Raw genomic sequence first — 19,603 nt, 5'->3', positions numbered from 1 at the left:
AGAACGCGACTATCGCTTTATAATGAACCTTACCACTATAGAATTTATTTATAATGCCAGTATTAAATTATCTTATTAAGAATAGCGTTAGCGTTTATCTACCGACAAAAATGTCGGTAGATAAATAAAAATTTTTTACAGTTTAAAATGGGAAACCATTGAAGAAAGTTGCTCCCTGGTCTCAGCCAATGAACAAGTACTGGCTAATGTGATCTGGCTACTGTCACTAAACTCATTAACCATCTCCCGGATGCGAGACAAATTACAATTCACCTCTTCAGATACTGCACTCTGCTCATCTACAGCCGCCGCAATTTGATTACTCAATCCATTTATATCAAATACAGAGTTATTCAGTTCAGCCAGCGTCTCTGTGACGACTGAGGTCGTTTTAGCCGCCTCCTGACAACTCTGTCGAGTATTCTCCATGGCAGATACAGCACTATCAGCACCTCGACGCAGTTGTGACAACATAGTATCAATTTCTGATGTGTAAGCCTGAGTTCTGCCTGCCAGCGCCCGCACCTCATCAGCCACAACAGCAAACCCTCGTCCCTGTTCCCCAGCTCTTGCTGCTTCTATGGCCGCATTCAATGCCAACAAATTAGTCTGTTCAGCAATATCACCAATGACCCCCAAAATAGAAGCGATCTGCTGGGTATCTTGGTTAATATGAGCAATCGTTGCCGCTGCAGAATCCACCTCTCGAACCAAAGCGGCAACGGTATTCGTTGCTTGCTCCACGGATTCCCTTGAACGTTGGGCCTGTTCATTAGCTCGTTGAGTATATTGCGCTGAGGTATTCGCATCACGGGCAACATTGTGAGTCGCAGCATTCATCTGCGACATTGCCGCAGCAACTTGATCAGTTTCAACAGTATGCGCTTCCAGTGCTCTAGAATTGGCATTGGACTGATTATTTAACTGACTAATTTGTGAGGCCATCTGAGCGGTTGCATTGCTGATATCTGACATCATACGCCGCATATATACGATAACTTTATCAATATCTGCCGCAAGTGCATAAAGTTCATTACTGCCATCAATGTTAGTTTGCTCAGTTAACTCACCCCGGGCAAGCTTTTCCATCACACACTTTACTCGATTAATAATATGCAGTAACCGTTTACTCATCCATAATGCAGTCATCACTGACAGCAGTGTTGCTATGATAATAAGCGTAATAATATTAATTTTTACTTGGTGAATAGAGTCTGTTGTCTGACTGCCTAAATGATGACTGTGATTATTTACCGCCAATACCAGTTGCGTAATTCTGCCACTAATTTTTTTGCCGAATAAATTTCGCTCCGCAGTTACCTCTCCAATGGTATTGGTTGACAGAGCTAAACGTTCTTCTTCCCGATACATTGCAATATATCGATCAATATCCGGCAGCAAACTGGAGATAATACTTTGCTTATCATCAAGAAAACTAATATCAAGACTATTTAATTCAGACAATGCTTTGCTGATAACGCGTTTACGTTTTTGAATTTCTTTTTCATTATGTTTTAACGTACCAAGCCTAAGCTGAAAAAATTCCTTACGAGTATGACTGAAGACATCTGCAACCTCACTATTATTCACTAATTGCTTCGTAGTCGCATCCATCTTGTTAAATGCAGTATAAGCGTACACTCCAATTACAATCATTAATATACTGGCTAGCATTGCTGGAAAAGCCATCAGCAAACTGGTCTTGGTATTTTTAATCATCAATAAGCCTGAATAAGAAAATTAATAACTTTCAATAATATAGTTTGTTACTATAACATAAATTATATTATATATACTCTTATCCATTTTGAAGATAACTAAACGACAAGTATACGTACAATTATTAAGCAACATATTTATTGCTAGAACAAAATACAACCTATATGCATATAATCAAAATAAGGTCAATAAAATAAGATACTAAATTGCGTGTTTCATCAGTGGTAATAATACATATACGTACTAAAACATATCTTTATCTATACGATTACTATTTCGATTTACCAACCATTGATTAACCAAGCCAAATAATATCCCATAAATTGTACTCACGGATACGATAACCCCAAGCCAAATTACCCATTGTGATACTCGCGCATTCAACCCCGAAGTGCACCACTCGCTTCATTAAGCTGCTTTTCGTAATTCATCGAATACTACAGCAGGCTGTTTGAAACCAAGGCACTTTCTCGGACGTGAGTTAAGTGCTCGTTCGATGTCAGCAATTTGCTTATCCGTTACCGTGCGTAAATCAGTTCCCTTGCGGATATACTGCCGCAACAGACCATTGAAATTCTCATTCAACCCACGTTCCCATGATGAGTATGGGTTGGCGAAATAGATATCTACCTTCAGTGCTTGTGCAACCTTTTGATGGTCACAGAACTCGCTGCCATTGTCCGCTGTGATAGTGTGAACGTGACTGCGATACCGCCAAAGCATGCCTATCATGGCTCGGCTCACATCGGCTGCGCTTTTGGCGGGCACTTTACGGATTAGATACAGTTTGCTTTTGCGTTCAACCAAACTGACTATAGCGCCAGTGCCTTGTTTTCCCAACACCGTATCGGCTTCCCAATCACCTAATCGTGCTTTTTCGTCGACAACTGCCGGCCGGTGTTCAATACCTATGCGATTTGGAATGATAACCCGTTTCGCACGACAGCCTTTGCGGTATTTACGATGACCGCGTCTCAGCGCTTTATAGAGCTTTCCGCCACGCTGCTTGTCCTGCTGAACAAAGCCATAAATCCATGCATGACTGACAGGGTAACCGATAAGTTGACCTACGCCCGCGATTTGTTCTGGACTCCACTTTTGCTTCAGTCCGAACTCAACGAAAGTGACGGTCGTTACAGACACTCGATTTTTGGCAGCCTGGCAGCGGCGCTTAACTGTCTTGGCCTGTGCAACTTCAGGCAAATAATGATTGTCACGAATACGGTTACGACGAACCTCTCTACTCACCGTGCTGTGGCTCACTTTTAAGCGTTTGCCGATTGCTCGATAGCTGAAGCCCTCGCGTAGGTAGGCTTCGATCTGGTATCGTTGCCCTTCGATCAACTGCTTGTAACTCATGGTAATGACTTCTATTTGTTTGGCGACGATAGAGTACCACCTACAGGCAGTTGATCTCTTCTTACCGTTTAACCATGAGTGGTGCACTTATTATCTGAATTCAAGCTGACTCATATTGCCCTAACACTCCGGTTATCAAACCAAGCAATAAGCCAACAGCTAAAAACAGTCCAGTATTAGTAAGAAAAAACCGCCCTATACTAATCGCGGCAATAAAAACATCAAGTATCGACGCTGTACCAATGCTAATAAAGCCGTTAATAATACCACCTGATAAAAACCAATCGGAGGTGGCAAATCAGAGCCCGACAAAAATATGCTGAGCCAGCCGATAAAAACACCCAACTTTCTAGCCGGATCAGTTTACTAAATGTGTTCGTCACCTAACTCCTCTTCTCGTCATTCAAGCTGGTGATCTTGTCAGTCAGCCTTATACCGCCACGTATCACAGCCAATAAAAAAGGATCTGCATGTTGCATGCAGATCCTGCCTATTCACTAGTCTTAGTTAACAAACTGGCATTGGCTTTCGCCAACACACTGACAACGAGATAATGAATCGTTCAAGTTACAAAAACTGATTACTCTCGGTATTTCAGCGTACCATTGGCTTTAATTTCATCAAACCACAGGTTGTGGTGCTGCGTGGCCCAGTTTTCATCACAGTAGCCAGACAACATACATTCCATACCGCCTTCAGACATAGCCGTAGCCATAAAGATATGCACCACAGCAAAGGCACACAGAATAATGGCACTGATGCCATGCAGGATCAGAGCATACAGACTCACAGTCCGGCTTGGGTGCAGCAGGTTCGGGAACAGCAGAATCATGCCGGTCACAGCAATCACCAGCCCAAACAATGCAAAGGTCCAGAACCAGAGTTTTTCACCGGCATTAGCAAAGCCAGAGTCTGGGTGCTTACCTTTGAACGGCCCGAAATTAATGTAACCGCCAGCCATCATAAACCATTTCAGATCATATGATTTTGGCAGCTGTTTTTTCGCCCAGCGCAGTGTCATCAGCGCCCAACCAAAGAAAAATGGCAGCGCAACTGTGTTATGGGTGAACTTGGCGGCATACACCAGTGAGCCCCATACCCCTTGATCCAGATAAGGCTTGACGAAGAAACGCCCAGCCAAAATCACCAGACCGGTCAGGATCAGTAGTAAGCAAGGAATCGCACCCAGCCAGTGACTGAACAGATCAGCCTTAGACCAACGGTAAACCATCTTGCCAGAAAAACCGTTATGCACCTTGGAGATACCGTTTATCTTAATAAAGACGATAAACAGGGTAATCATACCAAACAGTGCCAATACTAACCCTGGGGCCAACCAGTGTGCTCTGAAGTCCAGAACGTGAAGATCATAAACATTAATCGGCTGCTTATGAAATTCACTCTGGGATACAGTAAAACCTGTCGCGCCGGCATGCAGCTCAGCCCATAACTGGGCATTGCCTGGCTCACCGGTCGGCGCAGGTTCAGCAGCATTGGCAAAACTCATGGCGGCAAAAAACAGCGCCATGGTCAAACCAAGCAGTTTGAACAATTTGTTCATGGGATATCCTCTGTCACAGCCCACCGGGCTGTGATCAATGCGTTTTGCCCGCACACGGCTAGCGCTGAAAATCTGCCTCATCGTGCCTTACACATCCCACCCAAGAGCAATGTCCTGATCATGACGCTGCATCCCCCCAATGGTCAGCAACCCACAACTCACCATCAGAACAGCCACAAGCGAGATACGGTTAAGACAGCCGCACTTTACAGTAAAAAGCAGACTTGTCCGGCTCAACAGCACTGTAGCTATTGAGCCAGAATCTTTTCAGCACTACTGTGTGCTTAAGTTCGATACCTTATTTCCAGCCGGCGTTTGGCGCACCACGGTAGGCCACACGTTGACGGTAAATGGTCGAGATCACTTCAGCATCACCTGCCAGCAGCGCCTTAGTGGCACACAATTCAGCGCACATTGGCAGCTTGCCTTCTGCTAGACGGTTAGCACCGTACTTTTTCAGCTCAGCTTCAGAGTGATCTTTTTCCGGACCACCGGCACAGAAGGTACATTTATCCATCTTGCCGCGGGTACCGAAGGCACCGGTTTTCGGGAACTGTGGCGCACCGAAAGGACAGGCATACAGGCAGTAACCACAGCCAATACACAGATCCTTATTATGCAGAGTCAAGCCATCTTCTGTTTTGTAGAAGCAATTTGCTGGACATACTTTCATGCAAGGTGCATCCGCACAGTGCATACAAGCCACAGAGATTGAGGCTTCACCGGGCTGACCATCATTAATGGTCACCACGCGGCGACGCTGGATACCCCAGTGAACGGCTGAGGCGTTTTCGTTTTTACAGGCAGTGACACAGCCGTTACATTCAATGCAGCGTTTGGTATCACATAAAAATTTTAAAGTTGCCATGTTGGCATGTCTCCTGATAACTGCACTTAGGCTTTGCTGATTTGACACAGAGAGGTTTTGGTTTCCTGCATCTGAGTCACTGGGTCATAACCATAGGTCAGCGCTGTGTTACAGGACTCACCCAGAACGAACGGCACAGTACCTTCAGGATACTTAGAGGCCAAACTTTCACCGTGCATCACACCGGCAAAGTGGAATGGCATCCAGGTCACCCCTTTCGGTACCCGGGTGGTTACCATGGCCATCACTTTCACGCGGCCGCCTTCGGCGCCTTCCAGCCAGACCATTTCACCATCCTGCAGACCGCGATCAGCGGCATCTGCCGGGTTAATTTCCACAAACATTTCCTGTTGCAGTTCAGCCAGCCATGGGTTGGAACGGGCTTCTTCACCACCACCTTCGTACTCCACCAGACGGCCGGAGCTGATCACCAACGGATACTTGCCAGACAAATCCTGTTCCTGAATTGACTTAAACAGGGTTGGCAGGCGGTTCACCCGCATATCATCAAAGGTTGGGTACTTGGCAACCAGATCACGGCGAGGGGTATATAGCGGCTCGCGGTGAATTGGCAGCTTGTCAGGGAAGGTCCAAACAATACAACGGGCCTTGGCATTACCAAATGGAATACAGCCGTGCTTGATGGCCACACGCACAATGCCACCAGACAAATCTGTCTTCCAGTTTTTGCCCTCTGCAGCAGCTTGTTCAGCCGCAGTCAGCTCATTCCACCAGCCCAATTGCTTGAGCAGTTTATCGGAGAATTCTGGGTAACCATCTTCCAGCTCACAGCCCTTAGAGTAAGAGCCTTCAGCCAGCAGATTGTGTCCCTGATATTCCACACCATAACGGGCGCGGAAGTTACCGCCGCCGTTTTTCACTTCACGGTCAGTACGGTACAGAATTTGGGTCCCTGGATGCTTCGCTTCCGGTGTACCCCAACATGGCCATGGCAAACCATAGGTTTCACCCTTACATGGGCCACCGGCGGCTTCCAGCGTCTTAAAGCTGAATGTGCCCCAGTTTTTATTGTGGGCTTTGAGACGCTCAGGGCTCTGACCTGTCATACCGATGGTCCACATACCACGGTTCAGCTCACGGGTCACATCTTCGATCAGCGGCATATTGTCAGTCACCTGCCAACGTTTCGCCCATTGCTCGGCAAAACCGGCTTTCTTGGCCAGCAGATACATGATCTCAAGGTCATTTTTAGACTCAAACAGCGGCTCGATTACCTGCTCACGCCACTGAATAGAGCGACCAGAGTTAGACAGGGAACCACGGGATTCAAACTGGGTACAGGCTGGCAGCAGATACACGCCATCTTTGCGATGAGACAGTACAGATGCCAGGGTTGGGAATGGGTCAACCACCACGATGGTGTCCATCTTATCCAACGCAGTACGAACGTGATCCTGACGGGTTTCAGTATTCACTGACTGACCCCAGAAGAACGCCATGCGCACATTATCACGCTGTGCCAGCTCAGATTTCTCCATCAGCACACCATCATGCCAGCGCGAGCAAGGAATACCCGGGGTGGTCATTGGCGTACGGCCCAGATAAGTGCCTTGGTCAAAACGGCTCTTCACCCAGTCATAATCCAGCTGCCACACGTTGCTCCAGTGCTTCCAAGAGCCAGTGGTCAGGCCGTAGTAACCCGGCAGCGTATCGTTTAGCAGACCAATATCGGTCGCACCCTGTACGTTATCGTGCCCACGGAAAATATTGGTACCACCACCGGAAACACCCATATTGCCCAGTGCCAGCTGCAGGATACAGTAAGCACGGGTGTTAGAGTTACCGATATGGTGCTGGGTACCACCCATACACCACACCACAGTGCCAGGGCGGTTTTCTGCCATCATTTTGGCAGCCTGATAGATGTACTCTTCAGAGCAACCTGTGATATTCGCCACTTCTTTTGGCGGATACTTTTTCACTTCGGCACGGATTTCATCCATCGCGAATACGCGCTGCTGGATAAAGGTCTTATCTTCCCAGCCGTTTTCAAAGATGTGCCACAGCATGCCGTAAATAAACGGAATATCAGTACCTGGACGAATAGTACAGTGCAGATCAGCATGGGCCACTGTGCGAGTACGGCGTGGGTCTACCACGATAATCTTGGCCTGGTTGCGCTCTTTGGCCAGCATAATGTGGTGCATGGCAACCGGGTGTGCTTCCGCCGGGTTAGAACCGATAAAGAAAATGGCGTTAGCGTTTTGAATATCGTTAAAAGAGTTGGTTTGCGCACCATAGCCCCAGGTGTTGGCCACACCGGCTACAGTGGTAGAGTGACAAATACGAGCAGAGTGGTCGACGTTGTTGGTGCCCCACATTGCCGCGAATTTACGGTAGCCATAACAGCCTTCGTTAGAAAACTTAGCACTACCCATAAAGTAAACAGAGTCTGGACCAGACGCTTGACGAACTGCCAGCATCTTATCGCCCACTTCATTGATGGCCTGATCCCAGCTCAAGCGTTTCCACTGGCCATTCACCAGCTTCATTGGGTATTTCACCCGCTTTTCACCGTGGCCGTGTTCACGCAACGCTGCACCTTTGGCACAGTGACCACCGGCATTGAATGGGTGATCAAATGCTGGCTCTTGGCCAGTCCAAACGCCGTTTTGTACTTCAGCATACAGACCACAACCTACCGCACAGGCACTACAGATGGTGCGCTTAACTTCGACAGGGGCATCGTATGGTACTTCAGCGGCTTCGGCGCGACGCATCATGCCACTGCCCATTAAGGATGCAGCTGCAATACCGCCTGTTGCCAGACCAGCATGCTTCATAAATTGACGGCGGCTGATCCCCAGCGCCGGTTTATCGCTTGATTTAGCGATCTCAGATGTGCGAGTTAACTTCATCGCTGTATTCCTGAATTAGTCACGCAGAGTATTGTAATAAGCGCGGATATGCGCTGTTTCGTGATAGCCGTCTTGGGACTCGGCCGTGGCTTTTGATTCAGCCGCCTGTGCGGTACCTGTTGTCGCTGCTGCAATGGCAACACCGGCGGCACTGCCCATGGCCAAAGCTTTAAGCAAAGATCTGCGGTCCAGATCTGGCTGTTGCTTTTTCATGACATCTCCTGATTGATAAGCGCGGAATAATCCGGCACAAAGAAAACCCTACCGACAGCAATGCTGTTGGCAGTGTCGATTAAGGAATAATCAAGGGTGAATTGATAATAATTGATACAATTCGCGGCTCACTATATAAGTGACGGCTCAACAAACATTGATCCAGCTCCGGTTTTTAGTGACTCAAGCATTTATTCACCGCAAAAACGTTATCTTGATCACATTAAAAAATCACACTAGCTGGCAGATGTCGCAATTGAGAATTAGTCCGGTTTTTATTTATCCTGTTTGACCATAAAACAAACAGACTGCTAACGTGAGATAACTCGTCTACAACTGTTGGCAACGCGCAAGAGACAAACATGCCTATCGATCTTTGAAGATTGATACTAACGGAAATAACTTAACTTGGTTGATAGTAGGAATAGCGCGCAAAGCTATTAGCGAATAAGGCGGTGAAATGCAAATCACATTAAGTAATTTGAGATAAGTGATATACGCTATTAAGGATTCAGTCAGCTTATCTAAGCAAAAAAACGGCAAATAAAAAAACGAACCCAAGCTTTTTGAAAAAAGCAGCAATAATCAGCTTGGTCATACCCAATTCAGCCCTCAATGAATCATCACAGCAACGACCATAATCTCTTCATCGTTAATTTAGTTAGTCGCGACAAGTTAGCAAATAAAGAATGAACACTGAAGCCTATCTTTTGACGACATACCAGATACTTTCCATCCCTAATTTTACAGCAGCATTTTTATACATCTCAGGCTTTATTGCCTATCTACATTAGCCCATATTCAGCTTAAAATAGCCTAATCTACAACAAATCGCCTTTAGTACAGCTTGATAAGACCGAGTTTTAAATTGCGTTTTTTATCAACGACGCATGATGATAGTAAAATCCTTTTCGCCATCGTCAAAACATTTTTACACTAATAGATTAATATTCAATAAAATAATTAGCAGGAATAGTTAACATATGCAGAGAGAAAATAACGACGCTATTTGATACTCATTATTCATTTTCATAAAACTCAAATCTGAATAAATTAAGCTACTGACGAAAATTAAAAAATATGCTAACTTATTTAGATTACTGAAAATATTATTTTGTGTTGTTGATATAATCTTATCAAGCCCACTTCTAGTTATAGCGCTTATTTATCCAACAAATTGTGATATTAGGTTACGCAAGCATCTAAACCTTACCTTAATAACACGATAATCACTAAATAATCGATAACATCACATCACCCCGTGATTGACTAACAAAGCACCATTGAGAATGATCGAATGAAAAAAACTATCACACTATTATCTTCTGTAGTTTTATTATCCAGCTGTGCATCAGCTTATAACTACAAAGTTGATTATGGTAATAATACCAAGGTCTTGGACAGTTATCACGTCAGTGCTCGCATTGAAAAACACTATACCCCAGGCATTTTCTCTACTGAGGTTAAAAATGATGTCACCCTGTATATCAATGATGAAATTGTTTTAAAAGGACCTCTTCATAAAGATGAATCTGGCCAATTACAGGGGATCTATCAAGATCAATTAGTCACTTTGGAATGCGCTAAACCTGGTATGTTCCTAGAAACTCGTTGTACGATTCATATGGGTAAAAAACGTTTGGGCATAATGACTATGACGCCAGAACTATAATTAATCCCCCTCTATTACCGGAGTGACCATAAGAAGTAACGATTGTGACCATCGCCAATTCATAGTTAGCTTCGGTAATCAGGGCGAGAGCATACTTCGATGACTTTTTATCCAAAGAAGACCTTTGAACGATAATCATCATTCCAGCCCGCCTTTTTTATCTTATTTCGTTGGCTTGGTGCATCACAATGGCACTGCTGCAACAGGTTCATCACAAACCGGCGAAATAGCGCCATATTTTCAACGGCATCACCCATTGCAATGCGCGAAGCATCCTCTTTAAAAACAACATCAAGGATGTAATGTTGACTATTTTCAATACGCCAGTGTTGACGAATATAGTGTCCTAAAAGCTTATGTTTTGGTGATAAAGAGCTGACGTAGAAGCTGGTATCGATTGAGGTTTTACCATCTTGAGTACGATGGCGCTCCACCGCAATGAAACTGCGGATGGTCGGCCATTTCTCTATTAACTCCGGGGTGAGCTTAGCCTTTAACTGAAAGACGTAACGTGCTTCTGTACGCCCATGAGCTTGCTGAATAACTTCAGTAATGACCTTTTCCTTATTGGCATCACACAGAGTTTGGAATTGAGAACGAATAAATTTATGCAGTAGAGGTTGATTTTTCTTAACTTGAACAACGACATGAGCTTTCTTACTGCTGATTAACTCAAGCGTTTCACGCTGGCAATGGAGTGCATCCATAGTGATGACGGCACCTTTGATATCAAGGACTTTGAGCATCTGTCGTACAACTTTGATTTCACCGTTTTTATTGGCTGTCGGCCGCTGGCTGAGAACGAGTCCGTTCTCACAGTCGTATGCAGTAACAAGCTGCAATGCTTGCTTGGGGTTATTACGATAAGCCCCTCGAAGTACCTTGCCATCCAGTGCAATCAGTGGCTTACCAGAATGGTAACGATGCTCATTGGCCCAGCTTAATAGGGCTAACAGCAGTGATTCGACTTCAATAGCGCGCAAGATGCGCGCAATCGTGTGCCGGCGGGGAACACCTGATTCATACAAACGGTACTGCTTTAACCAATCAATTTTATTGTCCCCAAACTCTTGAATATCGCGCCAACCCTCAGCTCCTGAGGCAATGGCACTAATAACAAGAAAGATGACATCAATAAGATCGTGCCGACGATTAATGTCAGAGCGTGTTTCGGTAACGACGGAGAGGTGTTCAAACAAGTCCATAGCAATGACCAATAATAAAAGACGCCGCTATTTGATCATATTTTTTAATAAAGTGCGATCCCGCCCTGCTTCGGTAATAACCCTCTTATTATCTCAATACCTACCCCATCTTAATAGATGACATTTAAACTACTATTGGATAACTGCAAATCCATCACCACTACACAAATCAGCACTATTCACGGGTAAATGATTTATTATTTATACTAATGTTTAGCTAAATAGTAACAATCAACCTCGCATCAGTTTATTCTGCTGTTATACCTCTATACATAGAGAGTAATACGGAACAGAAGAACCACTTCCTAGCAAGAATTTATCGAATTTACAAATTATTGCCATCGCAAAATTTAATGATTAAATCTGATTAAGATCACATTTTTACCACAATAGAAACGCAACACTCTTGAAGCTTTTTATCAGTCTCTTTTGTGTTTTTTCTGAAACCAGTTAAGGAGTGTAAAAATGATTTTTACCAGACCCGAGTATCAGACACAATTTGAAAACTTTATCGGCGGAGAGTGGGTTGCCCCACTAAATAATGAATATTTTGATAATTACTCCCCGGTCGATGGCAAATTCTTAACCCGTGTACCTTATTCCAGCGAAGCCGATATCGATATGGCCGTCAGCAAAGCCCAGGAAGCGTTTGAAAACTTCAAACACACCTCAGTCGCTGAACGAAGCGCCATGCTCAACCACATCGCTGATGCCATTGAAAAAAATCTTGAAGCGCTGGCGGTGGCCGAAACCTTGGATAATGGTAAAGCTGTCCGAGAAACCCTGCATGCCGATCTGCCTTTAGTGGTTGACCACTTCCGCTATTTTGCCTCTGTGATCCGGGCAGAATCTGGCAATATTGCCGATCTAGATGCCAATACTGTCACCCAAGAAATCCATGAGCCACTGGGGGTAATTGCCCAGATCATTCCTTGGAACTTCCCACTGTTAATGGCCGCATGGAAAATCGCGCCTGCCATTGCAGTCGGTAACTGTGTGGTTCTGAAACCTGCCCGTGCGACTCCCATGTCTGTACTTTTACTGATGCAGACCATTGCCGATATTTTGCCTAAAGGCGTGGTAAATATCGTCAATGGCTCAGGGGCTAAACTGGGCCAATATCTGGTCACTCACCCTGGCATTGCCAAAGTCAGCTTCACCGGTGAAACCACCACTGGCCAGACTATTTTGCGTTATGCAGCTGAAACCCTGATCCCATCAACTATGGAATTGGGTGGCAAGTCCCCTAATATCTTCTTTGAATCTATTATGTCTGCCGACGATGCCTTCTTTGACAAGGCTATCGAAGGGTTAGTAATGTTCGCCTTTAACTCAGGTGAAGTTTGCAGTTGCCCATCTCGGGCGCTGATCCAAGAGTCCATTTATGAGCCCTTTATGGAACGGGTGCTGGAACGGGTCAAAGCTATTACAGAAGAAAACCCTCTGGATCCCGCTACCAAAATGGGCGCGCAATGCTCGATTGATCAGAAAGAAAAAATTCTGAAATACATCGCTATTGGTAAAGAAGAAGGCGCACAGTGCCTGATTGGTGGCGCCGCTTATGATAACCAGACCTTCCCAGATGGTTTCTATATCCAACCCACCATCTTCAAAGGCCACAATAAGATGCGTATCTTCCAAGAAGAGATCTTTGGCCCGGTACTGGCTGTGACCACCTTTAAAGATGAGGCTGAGGCACTGGAAATCGCCAATGACACCATGTACGGACTGGGCTCCGGTGTCTGGTCCCGTGATGTTCACCAGGTTCACCGTGTATCCCGCGGTATTGAAGCTGGCCGGGTATGGGTCAACTGCTACCATATGTACCCAGCCCATGCTTCTTTCGGCGGTTACAAAAAATCCGGATTCGGTCGTGAAACCCATATGATGATGCTAAATGCTTACCGCCATACCAAAAACATCATCTCTTCTTATACCGATACCACAACTGGCATGTTCTAACGCTATCGCCCTATAGCCACAAAAAAGCCGGACTCAATACTGTCCGGCTTTATAATACGAGCGTATTATCTTCCTCAAATCTCGCCCCAAAATTCAGATACAACTCACATCTGACGTAATACCATCTTTCTCTCTTGATGCTACTGGACTGTTGGCAATCGTTTGCTGATGCTGCCAATAATCTAGGGTCTGCACAAAAGCACAAGCCCGCTGATAGTCAGCCTGAGTATCAATTTCACATAATTCCACCGCCGCGCAGCGCGCAGGCAAAAAGGCATTGAGCGACTCGTAAACAAAACCGTCAGCAGACTCAAATACCCGCCCATCACCAACAAATAAATTGGCCCATTCATATGCCGCCGACTCACCCTGCTGCGCCGTAAAGCCGGTGATCGTATCGCCTTGGTGACTCACCAGCACGGCATTATCTGAACTGGCCGGGGTGATCCCCACCAGCAGTGGGCAATCCTCAGCCTGCTGTAGAAAAGCTGCCAATGATGCCGGATTAACAATTAAATCGCCGTCAATAAACAGTGTCTTACCCTGTAAATAGCGTGCCGCGATGCCATAACTGGCGGCGGTATTGGTAGTGGCAAAATCAGGATTACGCACCAAAATCACCTCAGGATGATGGCGGCGACAATATTCAGCCACCAGATTTTCCCGATATCCCACCACCAGGAAAACATGCTCGACCTGCCCAACCAGAGCAGCTAACATCCGGCTCAGTAAGGTAACCCCTTGGATTTCAATCATACACTTGGGCATTCCCAGCCCAATGCGCGAGCCCATACCTGCGGCTGCTATTACAGCATTTGTAACAATTGACACAGCTTCCTCCCGTTATTTACCAGATAATCGGCCCGCGCGGTTAACCCCGCAACCGGAGCATGCACGCCACCATAGGCGATGGCGATGTCAGCCCGGTCAAACATGGCGCAATCATTCATGCCATCCCCCACCGCCACAATGCGTTCAAATCCCTGTTGCCGCAAACAATCAAGCGCTGCGCCCTTATCCAGGATATGTTCAAGCTGCAGTCCGCCTTCACCATCTCCGGCTTGAGATGCAAAACTGCCACAATCCAACTGCTCAATAATCGGGCTGATCCACTGCGCCAGATTGCCCGACACCACAAAACAGTCAGTCCGGCGACGGATAAAATCACTGATATGAGGATCCAGTGGCACCTGAGCAACAATATCCCGCACCCGCCCCGGAGCAATTGTGGCAAGCAGCCTCACCCGCAGCCGAAATGATGCCCGAAAATCAATCAGTCCATCCATGGTGGCTTGGGTGAGTACCGCCATCTCCTCGGCAATATCCAACTCAGAGGCGATACAGGGCAAAATTTCCGTGGTGGTGACAGTGCCATCTAAGTCAAAGCAAAATGCCGTTTTCATGCGCCTTCCCGTACAAACAGATAGAATTGCTGCCCGGTTTCTTGACGGTTATTCAGCTTGTCATCAAACATATTGCCGCTGGCACGGCAGCGAAAACCGCAGCGAGCCAGTGATGCGACAAAATACTGCTGCAATTCAGCCTCAGTGCGGTAAATAGCGTGATAATCCTGACCCATTTCAGCTGAATAATGCTCACTCAGTACCAGCTTCTTATCTAGCCCGACCGGCTCACGGAAAATAACCCGCCCGCCCGGCGCGACTAAACGACATAAGCCATCTAAATACCGCTGCAGCTCCGCATCATTGAGGTAAATCATCACCCCCATGGACAGCACTAACTGGAATTGCTCTTCAGGCCCTGCCGGTAATAAACCGACATCTTCCGCCCCCAGTTGGCAAAAACAGGCATGGCTACAATGGGCAAATCGCTCCCGCGCCAACTGGATAAAACCATCACAGATATCCACCCCAAGATATGTCCCGCATTGGGGTAGCACTTCATCAGCCCAGCGGCCAGTACCGCAGCCGATATCCAGTACTCTGTCATCCGCGGCCAGGGCCAAATATGGTCTTAGACGCTGCTTTTCCGCCTTATCCCGCGCTTGGGCTAACTCAGGATGTTTATCCTGATAAATCACCGCCCGGTCTAACCCCAGGGTGGCGGCTTTATTGGCGCGGATATCAAAAAACTGCCGTACTGCCGCTTTATCCAGACTGTGTCGGCTGTCCTGTGCATCCACCAGTAATCGAGTCATAAGGGGTCTCCGTCTTCACATTATCAATGCGCGATTTGGCTCAGCGCTTGTTATGCCAGCACTACTCGCAGCTGGCTCCACTGTCTTACTGGGTATGCAAGGTCCAGTTACGGTTCGCTACACGCCAATCAGGTCCATAAACATGGCTCAGGTACGGTTCAAATCCGGCGGGGATGTGTAAACGCCTGCCCCGCCAATAGAGCGGCTCGGCATGGTGAAAAAACGCGGCCTGAGCCGGTACCCGCCGGGACATTATTTCGATTTCACAATCAGTATCAGCGGTATCTTCTAAGGCGATTGTCGTAGGTAAAGCATCCTTATCTTTTGGAAATACCCGACAAAAAATATCCATATTCAATTCAGCCTCCACCAATGTCACCGTCAACAGCACCCGACTGGGAGCCACAAATTGCCCATCAATCAGTCGAGCGGTAACCTCCCGCCCTAACGCCCGGGATAAAACTGCTGTCAACTTAGGCAACTGCTGACACAAACGGTCAAAATCCTCTTTGGGCATAGCACAGTCCAAATCTGAATCCCAAGGGATCAGCTCCCCATCTCGCACCAATCCCAGCAAGGTGCCAAAATCCAGCCAATACATCAGTTGTTGTCGGTCAAAATAGTGACAGCAAGACAGAAGCAAGTTTTCGGCCAGCATCCGTGCCGGCGCATAGGAAAAATTAAATGACTTTAAATAATGCTGAGGTAAGACGCAGATAGCATCAGTTGACACGCCGGCCTGCTGTAACTGCTGCACTATCGCCGGGGAATAACCACTGGCAATCAGCCAGTGAATGTGCCGGCCTGCCACTAAAGTCGGCACAGCGGTGCTGGCAATGGCTGTTTCACTACCAAGTAATACCGCCGGCGCCATAATCGGCAAGCCTTGATATTCCTGTCCCCACAGGGATGCATCGTTATCACATAGAGCTGTGACCGCCACCCCTTCGCGTTGTAATCGAGCTAAGGCCGTTTTCCCGCCACTGCCACATCCAAACAGGACATACTGTTGCGGGTGACTCTGCCCCGGTCCGACAGCGGCCAAGCTCTCCAAACGGGTCTGTTTTGCACTCCCTTGCACTGTGTTTCACTCCTGTCGTTTTGGCACTCATTCCGGTTTGGGCCAGATGAAAAATACTGCTCTTTCTTGCTAGGGTCTGTTGACCTTTCAAGTTTGTTTTTGCAGCGATTTGAGGATTCTTTATACAAGGCAGAGGCTTTGCTAGTGCGCTACCTGATAAGCCGATAACGCAGTAGAAAGGAGCCTCAAACGCTGCCCGATGGGTTCAGCTAAAAGCGTTTTACTCTTTGTTGAGCGGTTCTTGCTTAGAATAACTAGGCGGCAAACCACTCGCCGCGATTAAAACGCTTTTATCTCGAACAAAATTCAATCACGAAACGTCAGCAGACCCTAGAGCCTTACCCTTGTCTGGCACTGCGGCTGAACCGGGCGGGTAAATCCATGCCATCCCAATACCAGTCCAGTGCCAACGCCTGTCCCGGCCGAACCACCCTATCCAACTGCAACCTTCCACACTGCGCCAATAGCAATTGGCGTAATGATGCATCCCCGGCTAATACACAAGTCTGTATATCCCACGGCATATCCAAGAGGCACTGGGCATCATCAAGTACCCACTCGGCAATTACCCCGCCACCAGCATGCTGTAATAACGGCCCATTACCCGGCTGAACAATATTGACCCCAGCCAACTGCTCTACATGAATAGGTGCAGCAGATAAACATAAATACTGCTGCAAGCCGACTAAACGCTGCATCACTGCGGCTGCATCGTGAGCAAAGGGAGCAAAAATCATCTGCAATAATTGTTTACGTAGCTCAGGCTCTGGCTGCCCCAACCAGATAAATCCGGTGGGGGATGAACAAGCTTGCTGATTGAAGCGACAGCAATCTTGTTGTAAACCGGCCGCGATGGCAGCTAACTGCGCCGAACAACACAAGCGTAACCAACGGCTATCTAACACAGCGATTGATTGCCGATCGGCAAACACCAGTTCAGCTGCACGGGGGGCTAAGGGCACTGCCCGCACCGCACCAACCGTATTATCACCGCCCCAAATCACCCGTAAGCGGCAGCGGGCACTAAACCACGCGGTCACTTCATCGTGACTAGTTGTGCTGTCATTCGCACTATCATCTGAGTGACGATAGCGGATAAAACGGTTACGCCGGGCAATATCCTGCCAACGGCGCTGCGTCAGTAGTTGCTGCACTATGGCTAGGATCTGCTGTTGTGTCTCACTACGCTTGGAGGACAAACGCACCACATTGGCATTGCCCAGCAACAGTGCAATCGCCCAAGAATAAAATGCCACTACCGGCACATTGGAAGGCACCAAGTGAAATACCAAGCCAAGAGCATGATTATTTCCAAGGCGTTGCTGCTGAGCAGCTAACTGTGCTGGACGCAATAAAAACCCCAATGCCGCCAAATCCGGCTGTTGTGTACCGGCCTGTATTAATCGCTGGGACAAATGCGCCAGAAAACTCAGGATCTCAGGTGCAAAGGCAGGCAATGGTGAAGGGGTAAAATCTTGCCAGTCTGTGCCGGGCAAGACCTGTTCAACCTCGGGGACTTGCTGCCAATCATGTGGCGCGGCAATGTCTTCATCAACAGATTCATAAAGCGGCTTATCTTGGCTCTGCTTCTGGCTCTGGCTCTGACGCTTATGCAAACTGAAGTTTTGGTCTAAGCGTGCTCCGCCTTCAAGCTTAAAATCCAGTTCACTCCTAGGCTTAACACCCGGTTCAACATTTGGCAGATCATTTGGTGCCCAAGCAGCCATCACACCATACCCCACAGGTTGACTATCGCTAGCGGCTAAGAAAATGTATCGCTGCATCCTTTCACCTCCGAACCCTGTTGCCGTCCCAGCACAGTAAAATAACGCCCGCGCCTGCCACAGGGACAATCATCCTCTCCCAGTAATATCCCTAAGTCCTCAGTCAAAATACTGTGTCCCGGGTAGCTCAGCGGCAAGGCTGACAGCACCTGTAGCAGCCCAGCTTCCCCCTCAGGCTGTGGCATCAAAGTAATGGGATGACGCACCAGTACATCACTGCACAGCGGCGCATGAAAATGCCCTTGGGCACAGCTAACAAACACTGAGCCTGCCTGCTCCATCATGCCGTAATAGTTATGCACCTGGGTGATACCGAGCTGTTCAGCACACACCTGATTAAATGCCTGATTGTCCACCGCCTGATGCTGCAGTTTTTTCCAGCCGCCGCCATGCACTAAAATGCCGCCATCCAGTGCTAACGTTCGCGGTTGATTGGCTAAAACTTGCAAAACCTGCTGCCAGATAACAAAAGTGAGGCCAAAAAGCAGCGTTCTTTGCCCGGCATAGCGATCGGTAAAACGATTGATCACCGCCCAGTTCAGACTCATATCCTCATTAAGCGCATAATGATGATCTCGCCCCAATAGCCCCATACCCAGCACGCCTGCACCACGGGCACTGAAACGGCCATGACTATGGACATATCCCGGGGGCTCAAATAGCAGCATAGGCAAACGATCCGGCCCTAGAAATGACTGCATTATTGTCACCAATGCTTGGCTCTGAGCCGCAGCTGTCTGTCGGTCGAGTATTATCTGTGATGCCTGCCCCCCCGTACCTGAAGAGCGCATTACCCGCAGCACATCGGCTTCGGCAACACTGAGTAACCTTACGGCTTTAAATAGTCCAGATGCCACATAAGGCAATTGACTGTAATCATTGCTCGACTGGTAGCCCGTGTTGGATGGTGACAGCGTAAATGCTTGCAACAATTGCCGGTAAGGAGGGCAATTGTTGGCATGGTGTACCGTCAGGCGGTTAAGTCGCGCTAATAGCCGCGCAGCTTTATCCTGCTGACCAAGCCCAAATGCATCAGGCATAGACCAAGATGACTCAATATCATCTGTAGAGTCAGTATCAGCTGGCGTCGTTGAGGTTATCATTGGCGCTACACTCTGGGGTGACTGTGACATAGTGCTGTC

The 19,603-nt window shown here is 47.4% G+C and carries 15 protein-coding genes; 2 read left to right on the top strand and 13 right to left on the bottom strand.

Annotation, left to right across the window (positions count from 1 at the left end; all coding sequences use genetic code 11):
* Nucleotides 1-135: 135 nt before the first annotated feature.
* The 6 genes from NFHSH190041_RS06190 to NFHSH190041_RS06165 all read right to left on the bottom strand — a co-directional run bounded on the left by NFHSH190041_RS06190 (nt 136) and on the right by NFHSH190041_RS06165 (nt 8,599).
* Nucleotides 136-1,719 carry a methyl-accepting chemotaxis protein gene (locus NFHSH190041_RS06190; protein ID WP_261924397.1) on the bottom strand — a complete coding sequence of 528 codons (1,584 nt, stop codon included), beginning with the start codon at nt 1,717-1,719 and terminating at the stop codon, nt 136-138.
* Nucleotides 1,720-2,127: 408 nt separating this feature from the next.
* A complete protein-coding gene (locus NFHSH190041_RS06185) occupies nt 2,128-3,078 on the bottom strand; it encodes an IS30 family transposase (protein WP_261921717.1) in 951 nt (316 codons plus the stop codon).
* A gap of 580 nt (nt 3,079-3,658) precedes the next feature.
* Nucleotides 3,659-4,639, bottom strand: a complete 981-nt coding sequence (locus tag NFHSH190041_RS06180) for a formate dehydrogenase subunit gamma (protein ID WP_261924396.1) — start codon at nt 4,637-4,639, stop codon at nt 3,659-3,661.
* A gap of 298 nt (nt 4,640-4,937) precedes the next feature.
* Nucleotides 4,938-5,507 (bottom strand): formate dehydrogenase FDH3 subunit beta, encoded by a 570-nt coding sequence (gene fdh3B, locus NFHSH190041_RS06175; RefSeq protein WP_261924395.1) that lies wholly within the window; start codon nt 5,505-5,507, stop codon nt 4,938-4,940.
* 26 nt (nt 5,508-5,533) lie between these two features.
* The gene (locus tag NFHSH190041_RS06170; protein WP_261924394.1) at nt 5,534-8,386 is read right to left on the bottom strand and encodes a formate dehydrogenase subunit alpha; all 2,853 of its coding nucleotides are present in this window, start codon (nt 8,384-8,386) and stop codon (nt 5,534-5,536) included.
* Nucleotides 8,387-8,401: 15 nt separating this feature from the next.
* Nucleotides 8,402-8,599, bottom strand: coding sequence for a formate dehydrogenase (locus NFHSH190041_RS06165; RefSeq protein WP_261924393.1), 198 nt, complete (start codon nt 8,597-8,599; stop codon nt 8,402-8,404).
* A gap of 1,297 nt (nt 8,600-9,896) precedes the next feature.
* Between NFHSH190041_RS06165 and NFHSH190041_RS06160 the strand changes: the two genes are divergently transcribed.
* A complete protein-coding gene (locus tag NFHSH190041_RS06160) occupies nt 9,897-10,271 on the top strand; it encodes a hypothetical protein (protein WP_261924392.1) in 375 nt (124 codons plus the stop codon).
* 107 nt (nt 10,272-10,378) lie between these two features.
* Here NFHSH190041_RS06160 and NFHSH190041_RS06155 read toward each other — a convergent pair whose 3' ends face one another.
* On the bottom strand, nt 10,379-11,476 hold the full coding sequence (locus NFHSH190041_RS06155) for an ISAs1 family transposase (protein WP_261923720.1): 1,098 nt from the start codon (nt 11,474-11,476) through the stop codon (nt 10,379-10,381).
* 465 nt (nt 11,477-11,941) lie between these two features.
* Between NFHSH190041_RS06155 and NFHSH190041_RS06150 the strand changes: the two genes are divergently transcribed.
* Complete coding sequence (locus NFHSH190041_RS06150) at nt 11,942-13,438, top strand: aldehyde dehydrogenase family protein (protein WP_261924391.1); 1,497 nt, start codon at nt 11,942-11,944, stop codon at nt 13,436-13,438.
* Between the two features lie 93 nt (nt 13,439-13,531).
* Here the strand turns inward: NFHSH190041_RS06150 and NFHSH190041_RS06145 are convergent, their stop codons facing one another.
* The 6 genes from NFHSH190041_RS06145 to NFHSH190041_RS06115 form a co-directional block, all read right to left on the bottom strand.
* Entirely contained in the window at nt 13,532-14,269 is a 738-nt protein-coding gene (locus NFHSH190041_RS06145) for an NTP transferase domain-containing protein (protein ID WP_261924390.1), read from the bottom strand.
* Entirely contained in the window at nt 14,245-14,841 is a 597-nt protein-coding gene (locus NFHSH190041_RS06140; protein ID WP_261924389.1) for an HAD-IB family phosphatase, read from the bottom strand. Before NFHSH190041_RS06140 ends, NFHSH190041_RS06145 begins: the two co-directional genes overlap by 25 nt.
* Nucleotides 14,838-15,596 carry a class I SAM-dependent methyltransferase gene (locus NFHSH190041_RS06135; protein WP_261924388.1) on the bottom strand — a complete coding sequence of 253 codons (759 nt, stop codon included), beginning with the start codon at nt 15,594-15,596 and terminating at the stop codon, nt 14,838-14,840. The genes NFHSH190041_RS06140 and NFHSH190041_RS06135 overlap by 4 nt, the downstream gene beginning before the upstream one ends.
* A gap of 85 nt (nt 15,597-15,681) precedes the next feature.
* A complete protein-coding gene (locus NFHSH190041_RS06130; RefSeq protein ID WP_261924387.1) occupies nt 15,682-16,677 on the bottom strand; it encodes a LicD family protein in 996 nt (331 codons plus the stop codon).
* A 338-nt stretch (nt 16,678-17,015) separates the two neighbouring features.
* Nucleotides 17,016-18,461: an acyl-CoA reductase gene (locus NFHSH190041_RS06120; RefSeq protein WP_261924386.1), complete on the bottom strand. Its 1,446-nt coding sequence runs from the start codon at nt 18,459-18,461 to the stop codon at nt 17,016-17,018.
* On the bottom strand, nt 18,440-19,594 hold the full coding sequence (locus tag NFHSH190041_RS06115) for an acyl-protein synthetase (RefSeq protein ID WP_261924385.1): 1,155 nt from the start codon (nt 19,592-19,594) through the stop codon (nt 18,440-18,442). The genes NFHSH190041_RS06120 and NFHSH190041_RS06115 overlap by 22 nt, the downstream gene beginning before the upstream one ends.
* Between the last annotated feature and the right edge of the window lie 9 nt (nt 19,595-19,603).

Source organism: Shewanella sp. NFH-SH190041, assembly GCF_024363255.1.
In the GTDB taxonomy this organism is placed as follows: Bacteria; Pseudomonadota; Gammaproteobacteria; order Enterobacterales; family Shewanellaceae; genus Shewanella.
This window is presented reverse-complemented; position numbering and strand designations above follow the sequence as displayed.